Raw genomic sequence first — 22,651 nt, 5'->3', positions numbered from 1 at the left:
ACTAGTAAAATGGAGAAGTCATTTTTAGAGAGGAAGCCATCTGGTGCAAGGCTTCCATTGACCGCCATTTGAACCTGCCTTCGAGTTCTGTATCGATTACATACTAAGATACAGCGGTTGCCGGACCGTTATCCGTTTGAGAGCATGAAGCATTGAACGCTTCATGAATGTAGGGTGGTACCGCCAAGCCTTGGTCCCTTTTTTAGGGGATCAAGGCTTTTTTATTTTGGCTCAGTTAGCATTTAGTATTGATATTCAAAGAAAACAGAAGCGTAAGGCGGCGACTCCAGCGGGAAAAGCAACAGCTGAAGACCCCGCAGAACGAGTTCGAGGAGGCTGAAGCGTTGCCCGCGGAAAGCGTCCGCCTGAAGCTGTTCATCAGCACTGCTCTTTAAAAGAGCCTTGTTTTAAGAGCTTGACAAAAAACGCACTCTTTTTAATAAAAATGATGAGGTGATGATAATGGGTAAAGGATTTGTTCAAGATGTTACCGCAATGGAAGAGGATTTTGCGCAGTGGTATACCGATGTCGTCAAGAAGGCAGATCTGATTGACTATTCGAGCGTTCGTGGATCGATGATTATCCGTCCATACGGGTATGCATTATGGGAAAATATCAAGAATGAATTGGACCGACGCATCAAGGAAACGGGTCATGAAAATGTTTATATGCCACTTTTCATACCGGAAAGTCTGCTCCAACGAGAGAAGGATCATATTGAAGGGTTCGCGCCTGAGGTTGCTTGGGTCACCCATGGTGGTGAGGAGGAGTTGACAGAACGCCTTTGTGTTCGTCCAACATCCGAAATCCTGTTTTGTGAACACTATAAAAACATCATCCATTCCTATCGGGATCTACCTAAGCTTTACAACCAGTGGGCGAATGTCGTCCGATGGGAAAAAACGACCCGTCCTTTCCTGAGAACGCTTGAATTCCTTTGGCAAGAAGGACACACGTGCCATGCTGATGCCGAAGATGCTCAGAAAGAAACGACCCAGATGCTGGACGTCTACGCCGAATTGTGCGAAAACACCTTAGCGATCCCAGTCATCAAAGGGAAAAAGACTGAAAAAGAGAAGTTTGCAGGTGCTGATTTCACGTACACGATTGAAAGCCTCATGCATGACGGGAAAGCACTCCAGTCCGGTACCTCCCACTATCTTGGTGATGGTTTCGCGAAGGCATTCGGCATTCAATATTCCGATCAAAACGGCGATCTCCAGTATGTCCATCAAACATCCTGGGGATTGACCACTCGTATCATCGGGGCAATGATTATGGTCCACGGCGATAACCGCGGGCTTGTCATCCCACCAAAGGTCGCACCAACACAAGTGATGATTGTCCCAATCGCTCAGCATAAGGAAGGGGTCCTTGATTTTGCTTATGACTTGAAAGAGAAACTTGCAGAATCTTTCCGTGTCGGCATCGATGCTAGTGACAAAAAGCCGGGCTGGAAGTTCAACGAATATGAAATGAAGGGAATCCCAGTCCGTCTTGAAGTCGGTCCGAAAGATATCGAAAAAGAACAGGTTGTACTCGTTAGACGTGATACAGGAGAAAAGCAATTCGTGCCGATGGCGGAGCTTGATCAGACGCTATCCCAATTGTTAGAGGACATCCATCAGAACTTGTTCAACAAAGCGGTGGAGCTCCGTAATGAACGCACGTCCGTCGCCCTGACCTTCGAAGAATTTGAAGAGAAGCTGAATGAGCAACAAGGCTTCATCAAGGCTATGTGGTGTGGCAAAACCTCCTGCGAAGATCAAATCAAGGAGAAGACATCTGCAACCTCCCGCTGCATCCCATTTGAACAAGAGCATTTATCTGATGAATGTGTCTGCTGTAAAGAAAAAGCAGAGCACATGGTCTACTGGGCAAAGGCGTATTAATTGCCCCACTAAAAAAGGCACCCGATCGGGTGCCTTCTTTATTAGAACTTCGGAAGTATATAGTTGATGAGGAAATACAGTATGCCGAAAAAGATGATCAAGTAAGTCGCGTACTTGATAAAGGTTGATGCAACCATACTGGAATCCTCTTTCTTCTCAACCTTCCTCTCGCGCACATCCATTTCATCGTGACGATCCATAGGATCACCCCTCTCATCAGGTTCTTACATGTGGATATTCCCCTCTTTCTGAACCTGAAAACATGTGAAGGATTCTTTTCTATTTCTCCTCATCCATATCCTGTTCATCATTGATTACCCTTTCCTCCCATTGATCCAGGAACGTGATCCGTTCAAGCATCGTCGGGTGCCCATACAAGAAAATTTTTACGAGCCAAGGTGGATGAACTTCACTAAGTCCAGATACAGCAAGCTGCTGGAAAGACCCGACTGCCGCCTCGGGATCCTTTGTCATCTGGATTGCGTAATCATCTGCAGAACGCTCAGCGTTCCTTGATATGGCATTCTCTACAGGACTCGCCAGGAATGCCAACACGGAGAATACGAGCAAAAGGGCTGGTAGTGATGCTATGTCCGTCGGCTTCTCTACACCCCACTGTTTTCCCCATCGCCTAATCATCGCGGCAAAAAGCTTCGATCCGATCCATAGTCCAAAAAAGGAGGATACGATCGATCCGATCAGATTCCAGTACAGGTGGTGTTTGACGAAGTGCCCCATCTCATGCGCCATGACGAAGAGGACCTCTTCATCACTCAGCTTTTCGAGGGTCGTATCCCAGAGAACGATGCGCAGGTTCGAGCCGATGCCATTCACATATGCATTCAAAGCATTCGTCTTTTCCGACATATTCACTTCATAGACCCGGTCTGCTTCAATGTCCGCTTTGTCTGCTAACGCTAAGATTTTCTCTTCCAAAGCTTTATCTTCTAAACGGTAGAAATCATTGTAAAGGGGATCGATCCAAACCGGCTGGATGAAATAGATGAATAACGTAAACGGAACGGATAACAGCCAGCCATACAACCACCAGCGTTTTTCCGATTTGTTCATTAGCCAATACAAGGTTTGTACGATAACGAACAAGAATAACACATTGACCCAGAAGGAAATGACTTTATCCCTCATCCAATCAGCAAACGGTTGGACTGAGATTGCATAATCGAGTGAAACCGTATAACTGTAATAATTTATTGGTAAGGTCAATAGGAAAGCGATCAACGAAAGCAGCACAACATAAATCGCATTATGGACGATTCGGAAACGCGTAACCTCACTGGCACGATTTCTGAACCACTTCGAAAGTCCAACACCCAATACAATAAGATAAATGAGCCACTCAAATGGAACAGATAGGAAGTATAACCATTGTTTTATGCGCGAGAAATCATGGCTCAGCTCTAATTGGCGTTCCGTCATGAATACCGATGGATCGGCTTCAGTCCCTTCGTATTGAGTTGGAATCGATGTGTCCGCACCCAGGAATAGATACCATGATATCAAGGCGGCATACAATATGAACCCCGCTCCGATCCACATTGATTTTTTCATATCTTCACCCCTCTCGGATTTGTCCATTATTATTGTAATGAGCGTTGTCCACGTTTAGAACCGTTCTACTCTTAAGTTTATCCTATTTAGCCACATAAGCTTTACCTAAAAAATTTAGAAGACCCTGCAGAAAACACTCCTCCATAAAAAAATCTGCTGCTTCAGAGCAACAGATCATTTCTTGCAGAACAATCGGACGAGTCCTACATACACTGCAAAAGCAACCGTATAAAACACGATTCCAGATATTCGATCCTCTGTTGTGTAAGGGGTAAACAAGAAATGCAGCATGGTGATCGGGTATGTAACGATTGCAATTATGTAATGAAGTTTTTTGGTATCCAACATTAACCTCCCTGATTCTGATCTCACTATTACATACGATTTTATTATGGAAAAGATTCACCAGGTCCGCATCGCTTTAAATTAATAAAGGAATTATACTTCTTTCCTAGAATGTTTGTTATAGGGGGATTTTCAGATCAAAGGGGTGATGAAATTGACAAGGAAGATGAGCCAGTTATTTGAGGAAAAAAGAACCGTTCATGTGCTCTATGAATATGAAAATATGCAGAACTATATTGAACAAGTCGTCCGTTTTATTGAAGAGGGGATATCTGTTGGAGATTTCGTGATCCTTATTGAAAATGACCCTGTATATCATATGATTAAAAAGGAATTGGACAACCGGTTGACGAATGACCAGTTGGAATACGTCCATCGCGTAAACAATTTCGATTTCTATTTTTCAAGCGGCAGTTATCACCCGCCAGCCATTGTACAGTACTTCAATAAAGTGGTTCAGCCCTACGTAGATAAAGAGTTACCATTCCGATCCTGGGCACACGTGGAATGGTCATCATTGGAAGGTCCACTCCATATCATAGAGGATTTTGAACGTATTGTGGATAAAGCTGTGCATCAATATTCGTTCCCATTGATTTGCGCTTATGAGAAAAAACTGATGCCTAATCATCTAAAAACGCTATTAATGGAAACCCACCCTTATGTACTATCCGAAGATGAATTCATTGAGTCGCAACAATACCGACCCAAAAAACACGCCTAAAGATTCTAGGCGTGTTTTCTATTAAAAGTATTGTTGGAAATCCTCTTTCTTGAATACATGCAGTACACACGGCTGTTGTTCCTTTTTCTCTAAAGCCAGATGCTCCTCAGGAAACTCCTCTTCAACATGGAGCTTGATAAAAGGTAATTTCTCCTGGGCTTTTTGAGAACGTGTATTTGTCTTTCTCGCACCAGCAAAGACATATTGCAGCCCCAACTCCTGAAAGGCGATACGTAACATCGCAACCTTTGAGACTTGGTTATACCCTTTTCCCCAGTATTCGTGACCGATCCATGTACCGATATGGCATGATTTGTTTTCCCGGTCTATAAACATTAATGTCGTAATTCCGATGACACGCTGCTCTTCATCAAGAATCAATCTTGAAACCGTCTTCCCTTCGTCCTCTTCCTGGAGGATCGAGGCAATGAATCGTTTCGTATCCGCTACCGTCCCATCAGGAAGCGCTAAAGCATCTTTCACCTGAGGTGCTGAGGACAGTTCGTAGATCCTTTCACTGTATTCTAATTTATGTTTAACCAGTTGAACTTGAGCCATAATCCGTTTCCCCTTAATCGTTCAAGCATTCGAATTTGAGAGAGAAGAAGCGGTTGCAAAGTCATATAACAGCTTTCCCACACCACTGATAAACATTTGTGCATCCAAATTGTTATGTACCTCGTTTGACATGATAGATACGTATAAGGTCTCACCATTGATATTTAGAATTCCGACATCGTGCTCCATTCCGATATCATCGCCTGTCTTATGTGCATATGGGGAGTACAAGGTATCCTTGATGAATAAAGGAAGTTTGTGGTTGAATTGTTGTTTTTCTAAGCAACCCAAGAGAAAGTTTTTATGTTCTTTCGTTAATCGATCTCCGCTGTTGATGTCCTTTAATAGGGTATTTACATCTTGAGCGGTCATATGATTGTTCAATTCAACAAGGTTTGGATCAACATCCATGATCTCTCTATTGACCGCACTATTTACACACCCTAAAGATTCAATCACCTTGTTGATCGTCGGAATCCCTATTTCTTGGATGATCTTATTTGTTGCTGTGTTATCTGAAACACTAATCATTATGGGGATTAAATTCTGAAACGAAAACGCTACTTCACCCTTCATACAGTGAATAATGCCTGTACCGCCAATCTTTTCAGTCTCAGTGACCGTAATGACTTTGTTAGCATCAATTTCACCGTTCTGAATTTGCAAGAGAGCGGCTACCGCAATAGGAATTTTAATGATGCTGGCGGGATTCATTTTTACTTGTGGGTTCTTATATAAGGTCTCTCCATTATATTCTATATAATACGATAACCGACCAGTGACATTGTCTGCCATATTTTCAATTTCATCTTTAAGTTTAAGAAATTCCATCCTTAACGCCTCCCCTCAATATTATAGCGTCTTTTCCTTAAAGGATGGACTCAGCTCACTCCATACATCAAATCGATTTCCATCAAGGTCACTGAAAACAAAGTTTTTACCAGGGTGTCCACGGTCCTCGATCTTTCCGACTTTGACTCCCTTTTCTTTTAAAAATGTATGAAGCTCTTCGAGTTGCTCGAGGCCGTCCACCTCAAAGGTCATCGAAAATTGCTCGTCACCTTTATAATCAACAAAACCTGAACGCTCCCCCTCTTTCGCCTTAACAAGGAAAAAGCTTTGATTCGCATAATCTAAAATCGCCTTGTCTTGATCGAAATAATTCTCAATTGCTCCGAGCTTCTCTTGGTACCATTTTGACGCCTTTTCTGGGTCTGAAACAGGGATATAGGTCGTCCCTACTCGTTGAATCGCTATCGTCATACTATCCTCCTAGGTTGGTTACTTGATTTGATCCATCGGAACTTCTTCAAAGGTGACGACACCGAGTTCGTTTTGGTCGGGATCGTAAAAATCAAAGAACCGCATACCATCCGCTGCATGGATTTCGCTCGCCTCATATCCATTACTGGTGAGGTAAGAATGAAAAGCATCCACATCTTCCGCATAAAAATTGAATGCCATATGATTGCGTTCTGGTAGTTTTTCAACTTTATAGATTGTTAACGCCGTCTTCAATTCGCCTTTTTCAGCAAACCTGAAACCAACATATTGCCCATCACTACTGCGATAAACCACTTCGAAAGGGAAGACCTCCTTATACCATTTCTCCGATCTTTCCATATCGGTTACCGGAACAAATACAGAATCAATTCGTTTAACAGATTTCATAAATTATCGCCTCCTCACTAAACTAACGAAACTAGAACGAAAAAGGATACGAAATTGTTATATTTTTTCTTTGACTTGATAAATATGACCGTCAGGGTCTTTCAACTCAAAAATAAAAAACTGCTCGTCCCGATTAATTCGAACACCTCGAGAGACCAAAATGTGATATGTCGTTATGATGGTACGGGGATCATCTTTTCTAAGAGCTGACAACAGACGATCGACTAGTACGGGTAAGGCTTCTATACGTTCTGTTTTTCCATTGTGCATGGCTTTTAAGGTGGTTCTCCCTCTACTTAAAGCTGCCTTCACACCACCACTTGTCATCCCCAGCATTGCAGCAATCTCTTTCGAGGTGAACCCATAATATTCTGTAAGCAAGATAACTGCTGCTTGCTTAAAAGGAAGTAAGGCAATGAGGACCTCGATGGAATCGAATAAACTTAAATCGGTTATGGGGACGTCCAAATCTCCAGATAAGGGCTTTCCGTCACGCCCCTTTTTACGGAGCGTATCCCGCCACTGATTGGTGGCCGTAAGAAACAGATATCCTTTGGGATTAGGATGCTCGTTCAATTGAGCAGATCGCTTCATAAGATTTACGATTGTATCCTGAAACAGGTCATCGCCATCCCAGGGCGTACCTGTCAGATGGTAGCAATACTTCTTCAAGTCAGATAAATATGTATCGACCATTGGATGTAGCATGGAATCCCTTCTTCTTTTCATCATCACTACGTAAAGACTACTCCAAAATAGAGTCATTATCCTTCCTTGAGTTGGATGAAAAAAGACAACTCCTTCACATAGTTGCACTTTTTCCATTTTTTTGAAAATAATCAATTTATTTGTGATATTATTTAATTATCGGAAAAAACTGGAGGGGGACTGAAGTGAAGATAACGCTAAAAAAGAAGTTTTTTATACTTTTTATACTTATATTCGTTACAATCTTTATTGGTAATAACCTTATTTATCCTTACTCATACTTTAGCTTTGTGAAATCATTTTCATATGATGCGAATAATAAGGTGGTTGATCAGTATAAAGGTAAATTAACTCAGTTCAAAAGTGAATACGAAGACATCTATAACTCTCTTAATGGCACCAAAAAAATGGACTTAACTACTGATCGAATCCAATACATACTGAGATTATACGATCAACCATCTTTCATAAGTAAAGAACCTACAACGATTAGCATTGAAGATTTAGATACGCTCCTTTTCCGTGTCGAGGAAATTAGAGAGCTTGTGATAGAATTATCTTTTCAAGAAAATTATTCGATTAGCAATAAAAGAAGGTTACAAATATTGTTGGAAAGTACAATAGGAATAGAAGAAAAAATTGAAGAATTAAAAAAACCTACTTTTTACTCAAGAGAAACATTAAGTACGAAATACAAGGATATACACGTGAGTGTAATGCTCCATTTTAACCATTTAACTATTTTTTTTAGAGAATATACAAAAGAAAATCATTGAACGTATTAAAAATGAGACGGTGTGGGATTATGCATTGGGAACCGCTGCCTAATTGGTTTTGGCTAATCTATTACTTTCTATTATTTGCAACATTAGGAACTGCTATCGTTAATGTAGCGAAAAAGAAGGTTATGTTTTTGTCAGTTGTAGCTATTTTATTCACTGTTACAATTCCAATAATTAGCCTTATTAATAGTATTGGAAGAGCCGAAGGAATAAATGAGTTCGAGCATTTCGTAAGTCAATTGCAGCAAGGTGCTGTGTGGTCGATTTTCACCATCATAGGCTATTTGTTTTTATTGTTATGGTGGGCTTTCCTTCTCTACAAAAATGTAAAAAAGCAGCCACATGGCTGCTTTTAGTTGACGCTAACTATTTCAATAAATCTGGATTTTCTTTTTTCGCTTTTTTTACTTTAGGCTTTCGGTATCCGCCGGCCATGTCCGCTTTCTTGAATTCTTTGGCATAAGCGACTTCTTGAGCATCGGATAACTCCATTCCTCGGATCGGTTGATACTGTGTATTTTTACTCAAAGTAATCATCCTTTCAATTGGAATTGGGTTATAGTTATGCCGTACCCACTCACGAAACTTGATAAACATGACCGTGAATCAGAACGATATCTCCCAAAACTCACGGTCCACCAACACAAGGTCGTAAGGTGTTTTCACATTAGCCCAATGGACTCTCCGCCTTTTGGAAACGTTTAAATCCTCTTTTCCACTGATCGACGTAAAGTATTCCAGGACATGACCCCTTAAGTTTAAATAATCTTGTTCAAAACAGGCGAAGAGAGATTCATCATCGTGTACGGCTCTCCATATTCCATCGTGGCATCAATGAATTCCTCCAGCAGTTCGTAGGATTCGGTTATGACTTTTACGAGATAACTATATTCACCTGTTAGACGATGACACTCAATGACAAGAGGATTTTCTTTGCAAAATTCTCTGAATGCCTTGCATCGATGGGTTTTCACCAAGACAAAAGCTTTGACCGATTTATCGATCTTATCGGGATTGATCTGAGCTTTGTATCCCTGAATAACACCCTGCTCCTCAAGCTTTCTCACCCGCTCTGTCACTGCAGGTACAGACATTGAAATCTTCTTTCCTAGTTCAGTCATTGAGACTCGTCCTTCCACTTGTAAAACCTCTAAAATTTTTCGATTGATAGGGTCCATGATTCCACCTTCATATTTTATTCTAACGCCAGTTATTTCCTTCCATCTTAAAGAATACCAGTATGAACACCTTAAAAAAAGTATGGGTTCCTTTGTTTCTTTCAAATAAACTTAACGTTAAGAAAAGAAGGAGGTTACATATATGGGGTTGGAAATGAAAACGGTATGCGAAAGATGCGAATCAAAGGTCTATGACGAGGCTTATATCTGTGTACATGAATGTACCTTTTGTAAGGGTTGCACTAGTGCGATGTCAAATCGTTGTCCCAACTGCAGTGGTGAGCTTGTCAGAAGACCAAGAGCCACCAAGGGAGCATGCCCAATAACCGTTAGGGGGAATGTATTATGAAAAAGGCTCTTCTAATTGTCGATGTGCAGGACGCATTCAACGACCCGAAATGGGGAGAACGGAATAACCATGATGCAGAAGAGAATATCAAACGTTTGCTAACGGAATGGAGAAAAAAGCAACAAGAGGTTATTTTCATCCAACATCAATCTCAAAATCATGACTCGGTTTTCCATCCCGATCACCCTGGATACCGTATCAAAGAAATTGTAAAGCCACTGGATGATGAAATGGTGATTCGAAAAGAAGTTAACAGCGCGTTTATCGGTACATCCCTTGAGCACTTTTTACACGATCAGGGAATTAAGGAGGTTGTCATAACAGGATTGACCACCCAACATTGCGTTTCTACTACCACAAGAATGAGTGGAAATTTAGGCTTTCACACCTTCTTGATTTCTGATGCAACGGCAGCATTCGAATTAACCGATCACAATGGAAAAGCTGTCGATCCCCAAACCATTCATGATGTTTCACTGGCTACGATCCATAATGAGTTCGCAACGGTCTGTTCAACCGAAGATTATCTGGAAAAGTACTTTTGATGGCATGGAGCGATTAACCGTAATCGCTCCTTTCGTTTTTGTAGATAATTCTTTAGTTTTGTAGATAATTTCTTATTTTCGTAGATAATCTGATATTTTCGTAGATAATTTTAAATTTTTGTATGAAAATCCTAATTTTTCGTAGATAACGACTACTACAATCTATTTTTAACCCTCAAAAGGTAAAATTGCATTAAAAAAAGGGATAATTCTCCCCCTTTTTCCTTTATTCTATAGGTTTCAGGTCTGTAATCGCACCAAAATACTGGGATGCTGTTGTAAAACAGATAAACGCACAAAGCTCACTAATTTCTTTGTCATCGAATGTATCATGCAAAACCGCAAATACATTGGAAGGAAACTCGCCCTTATATTTCAAAAACGCTTCAGCAAAACCTACTGCGACTGATGTTTTTTCATCAAACTGATCATCTGAAGGACGTCCCTTCGCTTTGCAATACTCACACCCATTATGTTGTGCGAGTGTTCTTCTCACTTGTTCTTTTAATTGATTGGATAACACTCCGTCTGAACCCAACACGTCCCCGAGTCTATTCCAATTTTCCATGATCTCCTGATTATGTCCAAGCAGTTGTTGGAATGGACTGTTGCCATTTTGTGAAAAAGTTATTCTTGGCATTCCTCTCCCCCCTTGTCATAATCATAATAGGTGTTTATGTTTTTACACATAGCGAATGTAAAGGGACACAAAGAAATACATGTCAGTATAAAGGAAAACTGAAAGGAAACCTTACATATGCAATTAGATGAAAAAGATATAAGAATCCTCAACCATTTACTTCAAAATAGCCGAGTCTCCATGAGGGAATTAGGTAGGTTGGTAGATATGTCTGCACCTGCTGTTACTGAAAGGGTAAGACAAATGGAATCATTCGGGGTCATTAAAGGGTATACAGTAGAGATTGATTATGAGAAAGCGGGTTATCCGATAAGTTGTATGATTGAAGCCACTATAAAAAATGGCCAATACGAACGCTTTAAAAAGAAAATTGAAAATCAGGGCAATGTGGAATATTGTCACCGTATCGCAGGCCAAGCTTGTTTTATCCTGAAATTACACTTTAGAAGTCTAGCTGAAATAGAAATATTCATAAATGATTTTTCAGACCTGGCACATACAGTCACTCATATCATTTTTTCAAACGTAGAGACAAATCAAACGTTATAAGCATTTCTTAATATAGATATGGAGAGATGGATGCTACGGACAATCTTCCATCCAACTCTCCTCTATTCACATATGGTTCTACCAATGAACCTGCAATTTATTCCCACTAGGATCATAGAAGTGGAAGTAATAGTGACCGTGGTCTTCTGTAATCTCATCTACTTTAACATCATTCTCGATGAGATATTGATGGAATTCTTTCAGTAAAGGACTTGTGAATCCAATACTGAATGCAGATTCGTCTTTCACTGAGAAATGGGCGTATGTATCATCCTCAGTTGGTACTAATACGAGCAACATCGGTCCTTCATTCATCTTTAGAACTGCATAGCTCTCCTCAGTGATTGTAAGCAATTCCAATCCTAGGATTTCAGTGTACCATTTAACAGATTGATCACTATCACGGACTGGAATACGGATGTAATGTACCTGATTCAAATACGATTTACTCTTAGAAACGGATTTACTCATTATACCCCTCCTCTTTTCACGTTTCATAAACCTACTTCCAATTATTTCAAATTACCATTTGTAATTCAATACGAACTTTCATAAAAAAGGGCTTGTCCAATTAAATCGGACAAGCCTACATCGTTATATATTTAACAACTCAGCTATGTTTTTAAGCAAATAAACTACTAATAAAGTGCCAAGTGGAATCAGTAAAACAAGCAAAATTGTTAGTGTAATTTTCCACTTATGTGCCTTTATCATTTGCAGTTGTCTTTTAAAATCCTCTTTATCCCTTAAATAGATCGTAGTAAAGACGATAAGGCTTAATAGTAGAAAAGGAAAGAAGAATTCATACAATCCATCAAAATTCATTTTTATCACACCAAAACCGACATTAATAATTAATCATAATATCCACTGTCATCCGAAGCAAAATACCAATTTTCTTCTCCTTCAATCTTTTTGAACTCGCAGCCAGCTAAATAAGAGAATTCTTTAATGGTCGGCGGTTCTCCTGTCGACGTATAGAGGAATCCCTCTATCAAGCCAGGTCCAAAGTTCGGTGAATCCACCCATTGAAAAAAAACAAAATGTCGATTTTCATACATCTTGGCATGAATATATGGATCTACATTGGCACCTCTATATTCCGGAGGTGTTGGATAAAATAGACTTCCCTCTTTTTTGATCTCACCATTCTTCAGCATTTCGATCATCTCTAGTCGTTCATCTTTATACTTTGCAAAATTCCGTTCCATCTTCGTACCCCCATAAACCCCATACAAAAATAGAGCAACAATGGTGAAAATGGCAGCGATGGAAAGCAATATTTTACGAAATTTACTCATTGTATCATCCTTTAATTTTAAAAATGAGACTTCTGCATTTTAAGAATATCTTTTGTTAACCACAATTTAAAGGCATTGGCTTGGGTTTGTAATGTTAGACCTAAGTTTCTCAATCTGTTCCTAAGTTAGTTAAGGTATAACACCTTCTTTATGTGCTGGGTTGTGAATTTTTTCATTGTGTAAATAACTCATAGCGCCTAGAACAACCGTAATAAGTAACATGAAGAATGAGCCAACTATAACAGACCCCTTTATGGTAAATACTTGAGCAGCTATTCCAATGATAATTGTGGCTGCAATGATGAAAATCGCTTCTATGAAGCTAAAAAAACTTCCTACTCTCCCCATCACATCAACTGGTATATTGTCCTGGTAAAAGGTATAAAAACCTGTATTTGCAAAAGCTAGGGAAAAAGAGAGCACACTGAACCCTAATGCAGCAATCGTAAAATTACTGGAAAAAGCATAAATGATATAACCAGCAGAAACGAAAAGAGAGCCCACACCGATAAGAAATGTAACAGGTAACTTCTTAGAATATAACGCATTAAAAATGGACCCCACAGCGATTCCTGCTCCTGCAATGCTTACAAGAAACCCGTACTCTGTATCGGATAACTTTAATACCTCTTTTGAGAAAGCAGCTTCTAACGAATCTAGTGCTGTTGCCATTACCATCATGAGACTAAATAGAAAATAAATTGTAATGATGTGAGTATGGACACGGGTAAATTGAAGAACCACTTGCCAATCCTTTTTCAAAAGTCCGATTGAAAAACCACCATCTATCTTGTATGCACTTTTATTAAATTGAGGTAAACACATCATTATTAATCCAGAACCGAGAAATGTAAAGGCATTAACATAGATGGCTGTATAAGGTGTTCCTATCATGAATAGGATTCCAGCTACCGCAGGACCGAGAAGGAAGCCTCCAGAATCGACCAGACCTCGCAAGGCATTAAACCTTTGTCTTCTCGCAGGAGGAAGCAATTTTGTGATATAAGTCATAGAAGCAGGCTCAAAGACGGAGCTACCCATATTAATGAAAAACACAACCAAGTATATAAGCCAGATTGAAGATAATGAAGGCACAATGAGAATTAGAGCCGCCCTGAACACATCCAAGACTACCATAAAATTCCTTAAATTCAACCGGTCAATTATTGATCCTGCCCAAAAATTGGTGAATAAGGTTGATACAGGTTTTAAAATATAAAGAGCCGCAACGGCCAAAGGTGATCCCGTCATATCCAATACAATTAGATTCAGTGCAATCAAGTAGATCCAATCCCCTATGGTTGAAAGACCAATTGCAGATAATAAAAGCGTTGGGTTTTTCCACGAGTGATCGTTTCTTCTAAACTCCATCAGTTATCCTCCCTAATCAGTGCCTAGAAAATAAAAAAATCCCACCCCCAAGACTGTTGTCTTGGGGGCGAGATTCACTTTCATCGCGGTGCCACCCCAGTTTATTAATATGTCACCATATTAATCTTATCAGGTACGCCAAACCATGTTTGTTTATACCTTATCTCAATAACGGGAGAACCCGTCACACTATCCCCTGTTAAGGTTCCAATGCGATGCTCTGAGGCTTGGTTCAGTAAACCAATTCTTACTCCTTTTCACCAACCGGAGCTCTCTGACAAGAATTAATGTTTACGTACTCTTCTCTTCAACGCAGTTTATATTTCTTACCATTATCCATATTGTTACCAATCTTGTAAATACTTAAATGAAATAATTTAATCTTTCCGTGCTTCTAACACCTTTACTGCTTTATGAATTTCTTCTATGTTTTTCTCTCCTGCACATACAACTCTAAAACCAAACTCAAACCAATTGAATGAAAAAAGCTTATTTTGATTACAGATAAGCCTTCTTAATATCTTTTCTTTTATTTCCGCAAAATCTTCTCCATCGTCTTACCTTTTGCCAGCTCATCAATCAACTTATCCAAATAACGGATTTCTTGCATCGTTGGTTCTTCGATATCTTCCACTCGGACACCGCATACTACACCTTTGATTAGATTCCTTGAAGGATTCTTTTGGGGAGCTTCCGCAAAGAAGGTCTCAAAGTCTGTCTGGTTTTCAAGTTGATCTTCTAACTCCTCCTGGCTATAGCCTGTCAACCAACGGATAATTTCATCAACTTCTGCCTTTGTTCGTCCTTTTTTCTCTGCTTTCGTAATGTAATGGGGATAGACGTTTGCAAAGCTCATTGTATATATTTTATGTTTCGTCATGACACATCCTCCTTTTTTCGTTAGGCATTCAATACTCTTGCCTAAAATCCTTTTTTCTTCTTAAAAAGCTGGCACATCTAAAATCAAGCTTTTATTGTTGATATTTAAAGAATACAGAAGCGTAAGGCGGCGACTCCAGCGGGAGAAGCAACAGCTGAAGACCCCACAGAGCGAGTGATAAAGGTTCTTCGACTAAAAACCACCACGTCCTATGGTGAACGGTCGAAGCCACCACATCCTGTGGAAGTGAGGAGACTGAAGCGTTACCCGCGGAAAGCGTCCGCCTGAAGCTGTTCAAAATCAACAACATTCTTTAACCTAGCCAAAATCAAAAAACAAGCGACTTTCCTTTGAAAGTCACTTGTTTTTATTCTGTATAGCCTGATAGGCATCTTGGGCAGGTTTTGCAGAAGTTTCGCTCTTGGTTCACTTCGTAATATAGACAGCATGTTTTCCGAACGCGTACTGGTGGATTGCTTTGTAATAGCGTTTGTTTCGGGTGATGGAATTTCGCTAATGGGTTGTCATTCTCACCAAAACATTCTCCCGGTGCGTTAAGGATGATTTCAAAATCCTGTTCGATCTTGTCATCCGCCACATTCAATTCATGATTGTAAAAGTTCGTTTCATACAACCAGTAGAAATATATGGCCGTGTTCTCCCATAACACTGGAAGAGGTGCTGATGCAGAAGCATTCAACGTCTGCCACACCTTTTTTATATGGCCTTTGAACACAGCTTCAAGTGCTCGATGAATTTCAGCCTCTCGATTACTTCCTACTATATCAGTCGTTTCATCCTTCAAGCTGAGTCGCGGCAAAAGTATCCCTTTATCCGGGTCTCGATGCAGTTCGCAGTTATCAGGATTCATATTCAAGACACGATCAAACAATGTCAGGCTTGCAAAAAAAGGGGTGATGACGGAAAACGCATAGCGCTTTGAGAATTGAGAAGCTGTTACCAATCCGTTCGGCGCATTCAACAACGGTTTAAGCTGCTCATTGACGAACTTTTCTGTGGCATATGTATCCAACAGATCTTCTGAGGAAAGGAAAGATTCATCAGAAGATCCTTTTTCTGCAAGCCGATAATTTTGTTGTATGAAATCGATATAGTTAGGCATTTGCACGTCGTAAATCATGGTTTATCTTCCTGCCTTTCCCGCACGGGATGCACATTGGTGTACCGAACATCGGGTCGTAAGAAATCTGTGCCTGCAAGCCGAAAACATCATGCACCATTTGTGGACTTACAATCTGTTCAGGAGGTCCTTCCGCATAGATCCCTTTATTATGCACCGCAACGATATGATCAGCATAGCGGCATGCAAGGTTCAAATCATGTAGTACCATGACAATCGTACGTTGTTCATTTTGATTCAAATCATATAACAGATCGAGCACTTCAATTTGGTGTGCAAGATCCAGATACGTCGTCGGCTCATCCAACAGAATGGTTTCCGTATTCTGAGCGAGTGACATCGCGATCCAGGCACGTTGCCTCTGTCCACCTGATAACGAGTCAACTTGACGATCCTGCAGGTCGATCAGGTTTGTCGCTTCCAGTGCAGAACGGACCGCCTCTTCATCCTTCGCTGACCATTGCTGGAGCCAGCTTTGATAAGGATAGCGCCCTTGCTTGACGAGCTGGATGACCGTCAATCCTTCTGGGGTTACTGGGGACTGGGGTAAAATCGCCAGCTGTCTTGCAACCTTTTTCGTAGAGGATTGATGGATATCCTTCCCGTTGATGAGGATGTTGCCTGATTTCGGTTTCAATAATCGGGCAAGCGCTTTCAACAATGTTGATTTTCCTGAACCGTTACTTCCGATCAGGACCGTGATTTTTCCTTTAGGTATTTTAAAATCTAAATTTTCTATGATTGGTGTATCTTGATAAGCTAATGTAATATTCTTCGTTTCAAGAGAAAACATCGATTTCTCTCCCTTTTTGTACCGATACACGGTAAGAGTCACTTCCTTAATTTTATGGCAAGTGAGAATGAGTGTCAATGATTTTGAGAATCATTATCACTAAATTGCAAAAAAGAAGCTTACCCGCAACATTCTCTATCATGTTTATGGGTAAGCAGCATGGTTTATTTCTGTGTATTGAATACTTCCGCGAGGCCTGTGACAACCTTCAAATTCTCATGTTCCATTTCGATTCCTGTCGGCTGGATGTAAATGGTCCTCATTCCCAACACGAGTGCTGGCGCAATCTCATTGATCAGGTTATCCCCGATCGATACGGTCTCTTCAGGCTTTGCGTTGTACTTCTTCATTAAATCCAGGAAGATTTTCTTCGTCTGGACCGGTTTTTGGGCTAACGGAACGATTTCAGGAAAAATATCATCAAGCTCCAGCTCTTTCAAAAGCCTTTGAACGTCATCCTCCTCACTATTCGTAACGAGAACCACTTCAGCTTCTTCCTTCAGCTTCAGAAGTCCATCCCTAAGTCCTGGCGTTTTCGTCAGTTCAAACGCATCCGTTACCATGTACTCCTTCGTTTCTGTATAACATTGATAGGTTTCTTCAATGGAAACCCCATGATGGCGTGCCGCTGTATAAGGAAGCCACCAGCCATCACCGATCGCGATGATCTTTTCGAAGTCGAACGTAATATCCTCCGAATATGTACCTTGAATGCGGGTATGGTCCCATTCTTTCCCGTCCCACTGCTGTACATGGGTCACTTTCAATGTCAAAGGATCGAGTGTGAGAATCGCATCATGGTCAGCATCGTATGCTTTTCCGATACTTACGGTATGATCACCCTTCTTCATCGCTTCGTAATCATTCAGAAAATCTGCCTGATGCTCTGGTGCAACCCGTTCTTTTAATAAAGAGGCATAGTGGTCAAAGTGGTCAGTATCTTCATACAACGTACCGTCCAAATCGAAGATGACTAATTTACAATCCGGATAGAACTGTTTCATATATGGCATCCCTCTCAAACTAATATTTATCAACGCTAGAACTATCTGTCATTATAAATGTTCCTCTCCCCTTTGGCAAAAGGTGTAAAGGGGTCCCGATGTAAATAATATGTAAATATAACAAATATTTTGTAAATGAGTATGGAAAAGATTGTAGATTTATAGGATAATATAGAGGTTGAACAAAAACTTTTTTAGGGGGAAATAGGAATGAAAAAAGTTTTATCGTTATTGCTTGTTGCCCTTCTTGCAGTCGGGCTGACAGCTTGTGGTACAAGCAGTGATTCTGGAAGTAATGGGAAAGACGGAGATCCAGAAAAGCTCATCATGGGGTTTGTTCCATCACAAGACTCTGATGAAATTGCAGATACGGTCAAGCCTCTTGCTGACAAATTGAGTGAAGAGCTTGGGATTGAAGTCGAAGGACAGCTTATGACAGACTACTCCGCTCTTGTTGAAGCAATGGGAAGCAACAAAGTACAAATCGGTTTCTTACCAGCATTCGGTTATGTTCTTGCAAACGAAAAACACAATGTTGAAGTCATCCTTAAGTCTGAGCGTTACGGCAGTGGTACATATCGTGCACAATATGTCGTCCGTGCAGATTCCGGCATCGAGTCCCTTGAAGATATGAAAGGTAAGACTTGGGCGATTCCTGACCTAGCATCTACGAGTGGGTTCTTATTCCCTGCAGCTCAAATCATGGACAAGTTCAACGTGGAAGATGTCCAATCCGGTTTCTTCAGCAACACGATCGAAGCAGGTGGTCACGATAACGCATTGATTTCTGTATACGACGGAAATGCTGATGTAGCAACGACATTTGATGATGCACGTAACACGATTGAAGATGACTACCCTGATGTAAAAGATAAGTTGAAAGTAATTGAATACACGTCTGATATTCCAAACGATACAATCTCTGTAACGGAAGAGCTTTCTGATGAATGGAAACAGAAAATCAAAGAAACATTCCTTTCGTTCAACGATGATGAAGAAATGATCCAAATCATGAAGGATGTCTATAGCTGGGATGCAATTATTGAAGCAGAAGATAGCGAATATGACGTCGTTCGTAGTACTTATGAGAAATTCAAGGATCAAAACTTGCTAGACAATTAATTAGAGTAACAACAGAAACTTCTCGGGGGAAGCTGGCCTTCTCCCTTTTTTTCTATATAAAACGATTCAGGTAGAAGAGAACGATCCTCTTAATCTACTGGCATATAACTCTATTGAATAGTAAGGGGAATTACTATGATTGAATTCAAAGATTTATCACTTGTCTACCCGAACGGGACACAAGGCTTGAAAAACGTAAATGTAAAAATCAACGAAGGAGAATTCGTCGTCATCGTCGGTCTTTCCGGTGCAGGTAAATCCACCTTCATCCGCAGCATCAACCGTCTTGTTACACCTACCCACGGTGAACTCCTGGTTGACGATGAAAATATCCTGGATTATAAAGGAAAAGATTTGCGGAAGCTTCGTACGAAAATCGGGATGATCTTCCAGAACTATAACCTGGTGAAACGTTCGACCGTCATGAAAAATGTCATTTCAGGCCGACTTGGTCACACAGGGACATTGAGAAGTATCTTAAACCTTTATCCGAAGAAGGATATGGCACTCGCTTATGAAAGCTTGAAGCGTGTCAATATTGAAGAAAAAGTGTATTCCCGTGCAGACCAATTGAGTGGTGGTCAGCAGCAACGTGTATCAATTGCACGTGTTCTGACTCAGCAGCCTTCTGTCGTCTTAGCGGATGAACCAGTTGCAAGTCTTGATCCGCCAACCTCCCATCAAGTCATGAAATACTTGAAGAAAATCAATCGGGAAGACAACATTACAACGATCGTCAATCTGCATTTCATCGATATGGCGATGGAGTATGCGGATCGTATCATCGGCATGCGAGCAGGTGAAATCGTATTTGATGGTCCTGCAAGCGAAGTGAATGAACAGACCTTCGAACAAATCTACGGACGTCCGATTAAAGAAGACGATATCCGAGGGGGCAAGGAAGATAATGACCAAACCCCTTAATTCAGAAGTTCCTACTAGCTTGGTATCCCGTAAAGCCAAGGTTCGGATGAACATCATCATGCTCGTTGTTTTAGGATTTTATTTATTCAGCTCCTTCATGACGCAATCTTCAATAACTCGTTTTGATAGTGCCTTTTTTATAAACGTTTGGGAAATGGTCGTTCAACTATTTCCACCTAACTGGGGCTATACCGGAGTTGTTTGGGAGAAGCTGCTGGAAACGATCAAGATGGCGCTCATCGCTACCACGATCGCCGGGATCCTTTGTATCCCCTTCTGTCTGCTTGCAGCAAACAACATCGTTCAAAATAAAGTGTTGTATAATGCGACAAAAATGTTTTTGAATATCATGCGTACCATTCCTGAGCTCATTTTGGCAGTCGTTTTTGTCGGTCTATTCGGAATCGGTGTTTTCGCGGGGATCCTTGCCTTGATCATCTTCTCACTCGGTATTCTTGCGAAGTTGATCAGTGAAACGATTGAAGCAATCGATATGAATCCGTTAGAGGCAATCCGTGCATCCGGCGGGAATACGTTACAGGTTATCTGGTATGCGGTCGTTCCACAGGTGCTTCCTCAGTTTGTTTCTTTTACTTTGTACGTATTTGAAATCAACGTACGTGCTTCTGTCGTACTCGGTTTCGTCGGTGCTGGTGGAATCGGATTGATTCTGCGTCAACAGATGAGTTTCTTGAGCTACCAAAATGTCAGCACGATCATCGTCATTACGTTCGTAGTCGTCGTCATCATCGACTATATCAGTAATAAACTAAGGGGGCGACTCGTTTAATGAACACACAAGTACCTCCTAAAACAAATCGTAAACCGATGATCATTGTCCGCAACATCGGAATCGGGATCGGTCTTATCGCCTTGTATGTGTGGGCATTTGCGACGATCGAGATCCCATGGGCGCGGATTTTCAGCGAAAAGACGATTGCAAACTTCGACCGTGTTATCCCGAAGCTGTTCAGTCCGGATTTCACGTTTGCTGAGAAAGTGTTGGATTATATGATGGAAACGTTATTCATCGCGTTTACAGGTTCCTTCATGGCAGCGATTCTTGCTGTGCCGTTCGGCTTCTTTGCAGCATCGAACATCAATCGCAATCCGTTTTTGAACACGATGGGGAAATGGATTCTGAATGCAGACCGTACATTCCCTGAGATCCTTCTTGCATTGATTTTCGTCGTCGCAATCGGGCCTGGTGCTTTTGCAGGGGTCCTTGCCATTGCCATCCACTCGATTGGAATGCTTGGTAAGCTTTATTCCGAGGTGATCGAGTCGATTGATATGCATGTGGTGGAAGCGATGGAAGCGAACGGGGCCAACAAGATCCAGATCTTCTTCTACGGCATCATGCCTCAGGTCATTCCTGAGTTCATGTCCTATGCGATCTATCGGTTTGAAATCGACGTACGTGCTTCCACGATCCTAGGGATCATCGGTGCCGGTGGTATCGGAACGTTGCTCGTCATTTCATCCCGAAACCGTAACTGGGATGAAGTTGGTATGATCCTGCTTGTCATTATCATCTTCGTCAGCATCATCGACTACATCAGTACTGCAATTCGTAAACGAATCGTATAGAAAAAAGGAGTGACTCGCCGTCACTCCTTTTCTTTATTTGCTTACTTCAATTTTACGCATGAACGTATGAATGGCATGTGCTACGCCGCTTTCATCATTCGTTTTTGTTGTAAAAGAACACAAACGCTTGATATCTTCCTCAGCGTTGCCCATCGCCACACTGATACCTGCGAGCTCAAACATGGACACATCGTTATAATTATCTCCGATCGCCATAACTTCTTTCATTGGAATACCGAGTTGATCGGCATAATTTTTCACAGCGATCCCTTTTTGTGCGTCCCTATGTGTTATTTCGAGGTTTGCTTCAGCCGAACGGCTCACCGCTAAATCGTTGAACGTGAGGAAATCGTTCATCGCATCTGTTCGGTTCTTTTCATTGCGGGAGAAGCTCAATAGTTTGTAGATTTCCACCTCAGGATCCTTCACAATATCGTGGTAATCCTCTACGTAATGAATACGTCCGTTTTTCACACGATAGTCCGCCAGTTTATGTGCATGAGAATCGGTTACTTCGGGATTCGCACTCTTGATGATGTCGACGATAATATCAATGGCCATTTCTAAATCGTTGCTGTAGGTCCCTTTATTCGTATAAAGCTCATAATACATGGAATAATGATTCAGCAATTCATCCACTTTATAGTACGTCTCTTTAGAGAGTGTGATACTGTTTTTAATTTCGCCTTCTTTATTTCGGAATTGTGCGCCGTTGATCGCGATGATTGGAAGATTCAATCCAGCTTCTTCAATCGGATTGACCGCTTCTTCAAAAGAGCGTCCAGTAGCTACAACGACATGAATGCCGGCTTTCTGCGCTTTTTTGATCGCTTCTACATTTTCTTCATTAATCGTCGTATTGTTATTTACTAATGTCCCGTCCATATCGATTGCAATCAATTTCATTCTATCTAGTCCTTTTCTATGTTTTTTTAATATTTTTCCCATTTTAACAAGATGGAAACACCGTTGTCTAAAACAAGGCAAAAAGAAAAAGAGCTTCGATGTCAGCTC

30 protein-coding genes and 2 other annotated features (1 of these 32 cut by a window edge) are annotated in these 22,651 nt (G+C 41.0%); of the genes, 11 read left to right on the top strand and 19 right to left on the bottom strand.

What is annotated here, in order from left to right; genetic code table 11:
- Positions 1-202, top strand: a binding site (T-box leader) (it extends 18 nt beyond the left edge of the window).
- Between the two features lie 260 nt (positions 203-462).
- Positions 463-1,893, top strand: coding sequence for a proline--tRNA ligase (gene proS, locus V1497_RS04080; protein ID WP_349409698.1), 1,431 nt, complete (start codon positions 463-465; stop codon positions 1,891-1,893).
- Positions 1,894-1,934: 41 nt separating this feature from the next.
- On the opposite strand, the gene V1497_RS04075 is transcribed toward proS, so the two are convergent.
- The 3 genes from V1497_RS04075 to V1497_RS04065 form a co-directional block, all read right to left on the bottom strand.
- Positions 1,935-2,093, bottom strand: a complete 159-nt coding sequence (locus V1497_RS04075) for a hypothetical protein (RefSeq protein ID WP_349409697.1) — start codon at positions 2,091-2,093, stop codon at positions 1,935-1,937.
- Positions 2,094-2,172: 79 nt separating this feature from the next.
- Entirely contained in the window at positions 2,173-3,462 is a 1,290-nt protein-coding gene (locus V1497_RS04070) for a M48 family metallopeptidase (protein WP_349409696.1), read from the bottom strand.
- A 174-nt stretch (positions 3,463-3,636) separates the two neighbouring features.
- Positions 3,637-3,810 (bottom strand): hypothetical protein, encoded by a 174-nt coding sequence (locus V1497_RS04065; RefSeq protein WP_349409695.1) that lies wholly within the window; start codon positions 3,808-3,810, stop codon positions 3,637-3,639.
- Between the two features lie 151 nt (positions 3,811-3,961).
- Here V1497_RS04065 and V1497_RS04060 point away from each other — a divergent pair, with 151 nt between their 5' ends.
- Entirely contained in the window at positions 3,962-4,531 is a 570-nt protein-coding gene (locus V1497_RS04060; RefSeq protein WP_349409694.1) for an MEDS domain-containing protein, read from the top strand.
- Positions 4,532-4,552: 21 nt separating this feature from the next.
- Here V1497_RS04060 and V1497_RS04055 read toward each other — a convergent pair whose 3' ends face one another.
- Genes V1497_RS04055 through V1497_RS04035 form a run of 5 tightly spaced genes read right to left on the bottom strand, consistent with a single transcriptional unit; the run spans position 4,553 to position 7,468 of the window.
- Positions 4,553-5,089: a GNAT family N-acetyltransferase gene (locus V1497_RS04055; protein ID WP_349409693.1), complete on the bottom strand. Its 537-nt coding sequence runs from the start codon at positions 5,087-5,089 to the stop codon at positions 4,553-4,555.
- A gap of 21 nt (positions 5,090-5,110) precedes the next feature.
- Positions 5,111-5,920, bottom strand: coding sequence for a serine hydrolase (locus tag V1497_RS04050; RefSeq protein ID WP_349409692.1), 810 nt, complete (start codon positions 5,918-5,920; stop codon positions 5,111-5,113).
- Between the two features lie 21 nt (positions 5,921-5,941).
- Positions 5,942-6,352 (bottom strand): VOC family protein, encoded by a 411-nt coding sequence (locus tag V1497_RS04045; protein WP_349409691.1) that lies wholly within the window; start codon positions 6,350-6,352, stop codon positions 5,942-5,944.
- An 18-nt stretch (positions 6,353-6,370) separates the two neighbouring features.
- Positions 6,371-6,760 (bottom strand): VOC family protein, encoded by a 390-nt coding sequence (locus V1497_RS04040; protein WP_349409690.1) that lies wholly within the window; start codon positions 6,758-6,760, stop codon positions 6,371-6,373.
- Positions 6,761-6,817: 57 nt separating this feature from the next.
- Entirely contained in the window at positions 6,818-7,468 is a 651-nt protein-coding gene (locus V1497_RS04035; RefSeq protein WP_349409689.1) for an RNA polymerase sigma factor, read from the bottom strand.
- A 185-nt stretch (positions 7,469-7,653) separates the two neighbouring features.
- On the opposite strand from V1497_RS04035, the gene V1497_RS04030 reads away from it, so the two are divergent.
- Positions 7,654-8,244 (top strand): hypothetical protein, encoded by a 591-nt coding sequence (locus V1497_RS04030; protein WP_349409688.1) that lies wholly within the window; start codon positions 7,654-7,656, stop codon positions 8,242-8,244.
- Positions 8,245-8,273: 29 nt separating this feature from the next.
- The gene (locus tag V1497_RS04025; RefSeq protein WP_349409687.1) at positions 8,274-8,606 is read left to right on the top strand and encodes a hypothetical protein; all 333 of its coding nucleotides are present in this window, start codon (positions 8,274-8,276) and stop codon (positions 8,604-8,606) included.
- Between the two features lie 10 nt (positions 8,607-8,616).
- On the opposite strand, the gene V1497_RS04020 is transcribed toward V1497_RS04025, so the two are convergent.
- Both V1497_RS04020 and V1497_RS04015 read right to left on the bottom strand, forming a co-directional pair.
- A complete protein-coding gene (locus V1497_RS04020; RefSeq protein WP_414703597.1) occupies positions 8,617-8,778 on the bottom strand; it encodes a YfhE family protein in 162 nt (53 codons plus the stop codon).
- Between the two features lie 230 nt (positions 8,779-9,008).
- A complete protein-coding gene (locus tag V1497_RS04015; RefSeq protein ID WP_349409686.1) occupies positions 9,009-9,428 on the bottom strand; it encodes an Lrp/AsnC family transcriptional regulator in 420 nt (139 codons plus the stop codon).
- Between the two features lie 142 nt (positions 9,429-9,570).
- Here V1497_RS04015 and V1497_RS04010 point away from each other — a divergent pair, with 142 nt between their 5' ends.
- Together V1497_RS04010 and V1497_RS04005 are read left to right on the top strand one after the other, a co-directional pair.
- Positions 9,571-9,777 carry a DUF1272 domain-containing protein gene (locus V1497_RS04010; RefSeq protein ID WP_349409685.1) on the top strand — a complete coding sequence of 69 codons (207 nt, stop codon included), beginning with the start codon at positions 9,571-9,573 and terminating at the stop codon, positions 9,775-9,777.
- On the top strand, positions 9,774-10,322 hold the full coding sequence (locus V1497_RS04005; protein WP_349409684.1) for a cysteine hydrolase family protein: 549 nt from the start codon (positions 9,774-9,776) through the stop codon (positions 10,320-10,322). Before V1497_RS04010 ends, V1497_RS04005 begins: the two co-directional genes overlap by 4 nt.
- Before the next feature lie 226 nt (positions 10,323-10,548).
- Here V1497_RS04005 and V1497_RS04000 read toward each other — a convergent pair whose 3' ends face one another.
- Complete coding sequence (locus tag V1497_RS04000) at positions 10,549-10,962, bottom strand: carboxymuconolactone decarboxylase family protein (RefSeq protein WP_349409683.1); 414 nt, start codon at positions 10,960-10,962, stop codon at positions 10,549-10,551.
- 117 nt (positions 10,963-11,079) lie between these two features.
- Here V1497_RS04000 and V1497_RS03995 point away from each other — a divergent pair, with 117 nt between their 5' ends.
- A complete protein-coding gene (locus V1497_RS03995) occupies positions 11,080-11,511 on the top strand; it encodes an Lrp/AsnC family transcriptional regulator (RefSeq protein ID WP_349409682.1) in 432 nt (143 codons plus the stop codon).
- Positions 11,512-11,589: 78 nt separating this feature from the next.
- Here V1497_RS03995 and V1497_RS03990 read toward each other — a convergent pair whose 3' ends face one another.
- From V1497_RS03990 to V1497_RS03960, 7 genes are all read right to left on the bottom strand, one after another.
- On the bottom strand, positions 11,590-11,982 hold the full coding sequence (locus V1497_RS03990; RefSeq protein ID WP_349409681.1) for a VOC family protein: 393 nt from the start codon (positions 11,980-11,982) through the stop codon (positions 11,590-11,592).
- Positions 11,983-12,365: 383 nt separating this feature from the next.
- A complete protein-coding gene (locus tag V1497_RS03985; protein ID WP_349409680.1) occupies positions 12,366-12,812 on the bottom strand; it encodes a hypothetical protein in 447 nt (148 codons plus the stop codon).
- Between the two features lie 129 nt (positions 12,813-12,941).
- Entirely contained in the window at positions 12,942-14,183 is a 1,242-nt protein-coding gene (locus V1497_RS03980; RefSeq protein ID WP_349409679.1) for an MFS transporter, read from the bottom strand.
- Between the two features lie 60 nt (positions 14,184-14,243).
- Positions 14,244-14,503, bottom strand: a binding site (T-box leader).
- Positions 14,504-14,712: 209 nt separating this feature from the next.
- A complete protein-coding gene (locus V1497_RS03975) occupies positions 14,713-15,063 on the bottom strand; it encodes a DUF2200 domain-containing protein (RefSeq protein WP_349409678.1) in 351 nt (116 codons plus the stop codon).
- Between the two features lie 367 nt (positions 15,064-15,430).
- Positions 15,431-16,204 carry an IucA/IucC family C-terminal-domain containing protein gene (locus tag V1497_RS03970; protein WP_349409677.1) on the bottom strand — a complete coding sequence of 258 codons (774 nt, stop codon included), beginning with the start codon at positions 16,202-16,204 and terminating at the stop codon, positions 15,431-15,433.
- A complete protein-coding gene (locus V1497_RS03965) occupies positions 16,179-16,997 on the bottom strand; it encodes an ABC transporter ATP-binding protein (protein WP_349409676.1) in 819 nt (272 codons plus the stop codon). Before V1497_RS03965 ends, V1497_RS03970 begins: the two co-directional genes overlap by 26 nt.
- 164 nt (positions 16,998-17,161) lie before the next feature.
- The gene (locus V1497_RS03960) at positions 17,162-18,001 is read right to left on the bottom strand and encodes an HAD family hydrolase (protein WP_349409675.1); all 840 of its coding nucleotides are present in this window, start codon (positions 17,999-18,001) and stop codon (positions 17,162-17,164) included.
- Between the two features lie 210 nt (positions 18,002-18,211).
- Between V1497_RS03960 and V1497_RS03955 the strand changes: the two genes are divergently transcribed.
- The 4 genes from V1497_RS03955 to phnE (V1497_RS03940) all read left to right on the top strand — a co-directional run bounded on the left by V1497_RS03955 (position 18,212) and on the right by phnE (V1497_RS03940) (position 21,637).
- Positions 18,212-19,123, top strand: coding sequence for a phosphate/phosphite/phosphonate ABC transporter substrate-binding protein (locus V1497_RS03955; RefSeq protein WP_349409674.1), 912 nt, complete (start codon positions 18,212-18,214; stop codon positions 19,121-19,123).
- 135 nt (positions 19,124-19,258) lie between these two features.
- Complete coding sequence (phnC, locus tag V1497_RS03950) at positions 19,259-20,047, top strand: phosphonate ABC transporter ATP-binding protein (RefSeq protein WP_349409673.1); 789 nt, start codon at positions 19,259-19,261, stop codon at positions 20,045-20,047.
- Entirely contained in the window at positions 20,031-20,837 is an 807-nt protein-coding gene (gene phnE / locus V1497_RS03945) for a phosphonate ABC transporter, permease protein PhnE (protein WP_349409672.1), read from the top strand. Before phnC ends, phnE (V1497_RS03945) begins: the two co-directional genes overlap by 17 nt.
- Positions 20,837-21,637 carry a phosphonate ABC transporter, permease protein PhnE gene (gene phnE / locus V1497_RS03940; RefSeq protein ID WP_349409671.1) on the top strand — a complete coding sequence of 267 codons (801 nt, stop codon included), beginning with the start codon at positions 20,837-20,839 and terminating at the stop codon, positions 21,635-21,637. The genes phnE (V1497_RS03945) and phnE (V1497_RS03940) overlap by 1 nt, the downstream gene beginning before the upstream one ends.
- Positions 21,638-21,670: 33 nt before the next feature.
- Here phnE (V1497_RS03940) and V1497_RS03935 read toward each other — a convergent pair whose 3' ends face one another.
- Complete coding sequence (locus V1497_RS03935; RefSeq protein ID WP_349409670.1) at positions 21,671-22,543, bottom strand: Cof-type HAD-IIB family hydrolase; 873 nt, start codon at positions 22,541-22,543, stop codon at positions 21,671-21,673.
- Between the last annotated feature and the right edge of the window lie 108 nt (positions 22,544-22,651).

It is taken from the genome of Pseudalkalibacillus sp. SCS-8 (assembly GCF_040126055.1).
In the GTDB taxonomy this organism is placed as follows: Bacteria; Bacillota; Bacilli; order Bacillales; family Fictibacillaceae; genus Pseudalkalibacillus; species Pseudalkalibacillus nanhaiensis.
This window is presented reverse-complemented; position numbering and strand designations above follow the sequence as displayed.

Excerpts from the sequence above, each read along its gene's own strand:
- proS (WP_349409698.1), top strand. The coding sequence starts at position 463 with ATGGGTAAAGGATTTGTTCAAGATGTTACCGCAATGGAAGAGGATTTT.
- V1497_RS04075 (WP_349409697.1), bottom strand. The coding sequence starts at position 2,093 with ATGGATCGTCACGATGAAATGGATGTGCGCGAGAGGAAGGTTGAGAAG.
- V1497_RS04070 (WP_349409696.1), bottom strand. The coding sequence starts at position 3,462 with ATGAAAAAATCAATGTGGATCGGAGCGGGGTTCATATTGTATGCCGCC.
- V1497_RS04065 (WP_349409695.1), bottom strand. The coding sequence starts at position 3,810 with ATGTTGGATACCAAAAAACTTCATTACATAATTGCAATCGTTACATAC.
- V1497_RS04055 (WP_349409693.1), bottom strand. The coding sequence starts at position 5,089 with ATGGCTCAAGTTCAACTGGTTAAACATAAATTAGAATACAGTGAAAGG.
- V1497_RS04050 (WP_349409692.1), bottom strand. The coding sequence starts at position 5,920 with ATGGAATTTCTTAAACTTAAAGATGAAATTGAAAATATGGCAGACAAT.
- V1497_RS04045 (WP_349409691.1), bottom strand. The coding sequence starts at position 6,352 with ATGACGATAGCGATTCAACGAGTAGGGACGACCTATATCCCTGTTTCA.
- V1497_RS04040 (WP_349409690.1), bottom strand. The coding sequence starts at position 6,760 with ATGAAATCTGTTAAACGAATTGATTCTGTATTTGTTCCGGTAACCGAT.
- V1497_RS04035 (WP_349409689.1), bottom strand. The coding sequence starts at position 7,468 with ATGCTACATCCAATGGTCGATACATATTTATCTGACTTGAAGAAGTAT.
- V1497_RS04025 (WP_349409687.1), top strand. The coding sequence starts at position 8,274 with ATGCATTGGGAACCGCTGCCTAATTGGTTTTGGCTAATCTATTACTTT.
- V1497_RS04015 (WP_349409686.1), bottom strand. The coding sequence starts at position 9,428 with ATGGACCCTATCAATCGAAAAATTTTAGAGGTTTTACAAGTGGAAGGA.
- V1497_RS04010 (WP_349409685.1), top strand. The coding sequence starts at position 9,571 with ATGGGGTTGGAAATGAAAACGGTATGCGAAAGATGCGAATCAAAGGTC.
- V1497_RS04005 (WP_349409684.1), top strand. The coding sequence starts at position 9,774 with ATGAAAAAGGCTCTTCTAATTGTCGATGTGCAGGACGCATTCAACGAC.
- V1497_RS04000 (WP_349409683.1), bottom strand. The coding sequence starts at position 10,962 with ATGCCAAGAATAACTTTTTCACAAAATGGCAACAGTCCATTCCAACAA.
- V1497_RS03995 (WP_349409682.1), top strand. The coding sequence starts at position 11,080 with ATGCAATTAGATGAAAAAGATATAAGAATCCTCAACCATTTACTTCAA.
- V1497_RS03990 (WP_349409681.1), bottom strand. The coding sequence starts at position 11,982 with ATGAGTAAATCCGTTTCTAAGAGTAAATCGTATTTGAATCAGGTACAT.
- V1497_RS03985 (WP_349409680.1), bottom strand. The coding sequence starts at position 12,812 with ATGAGTAAATTTCGTAAAATATTGCTTTCCATCGCTGCCATTTTCACC.
- V1497_RS03980 (WP_349409679.1), bottom strand. The coding sequence starts at position 14,183 with ATGGAGTTTAGAAGAAACGATCACTCGTGGAAAAACCCAACGCTTTTA.
- V1497_RS03975 (WP_349409678.1), bottom strand. The coding sequence starts at position 15,063 with ATGACGAAACATAAAATATATACAATGAGCTTTGCAAACGTCTATCCC.
- V1497_RS03970 (WP_349409677.1), bottom strand. The coding sequence starts at position 16,204 with ATGATTTACGACGTGCAAATGCCTAACTATATCGATTTCATACAACAA.
- V1497_RS03965 (WP_349409676.1), bottom strand. The coding sequence starts at position 16,997 with ATGTTTTCTCTTGAAACGAAGAATATTACATTAGCTTATCAAGATACA.
- V1497_RS03960 (WP_349409675.1), bottom strand. The coding sequence starts at position 18,001 with ATGAAACAGTTCTATCCGGATTGTAAATTAGTCATCTTCGATTTGGAC.
- V1497_RS03955 (WP_349409674.1), top strand. The coding sequence starts at position 18,212 with ATGAAAAAAGTTTTATCGTTATTGCTTGTTGCCCTTCTTGCAGTCGGG.
- phnC (WP_349409673.1), top strand. The coding sequence starts at position 19,259 with ATGATTGAATTCAAAGATTTATCACTTGTCTACCCGAACGGGACACAA.
- phnE (WP_349409672.1), top strand. The coding sequence starts at position 20,031 with ATGACCAAACCCCTTAATTCAGAAGTTCCTACTAGCTTGGTATCCCGT.
- phnE (WP_349409671.1), top strand. The coding sequence starts at position 20,837 with ATGAACACACAAGTACCTCCTAAAACAAATCGTAAACCGATGATCATT.
- V1497_RS03935 (WP_349409670.1), bottom strand. The coding sequence starts at position 22,543 with ATGAAATTGATTGCAATCGATATGGACGGGACATTAGTAAATAACAAT.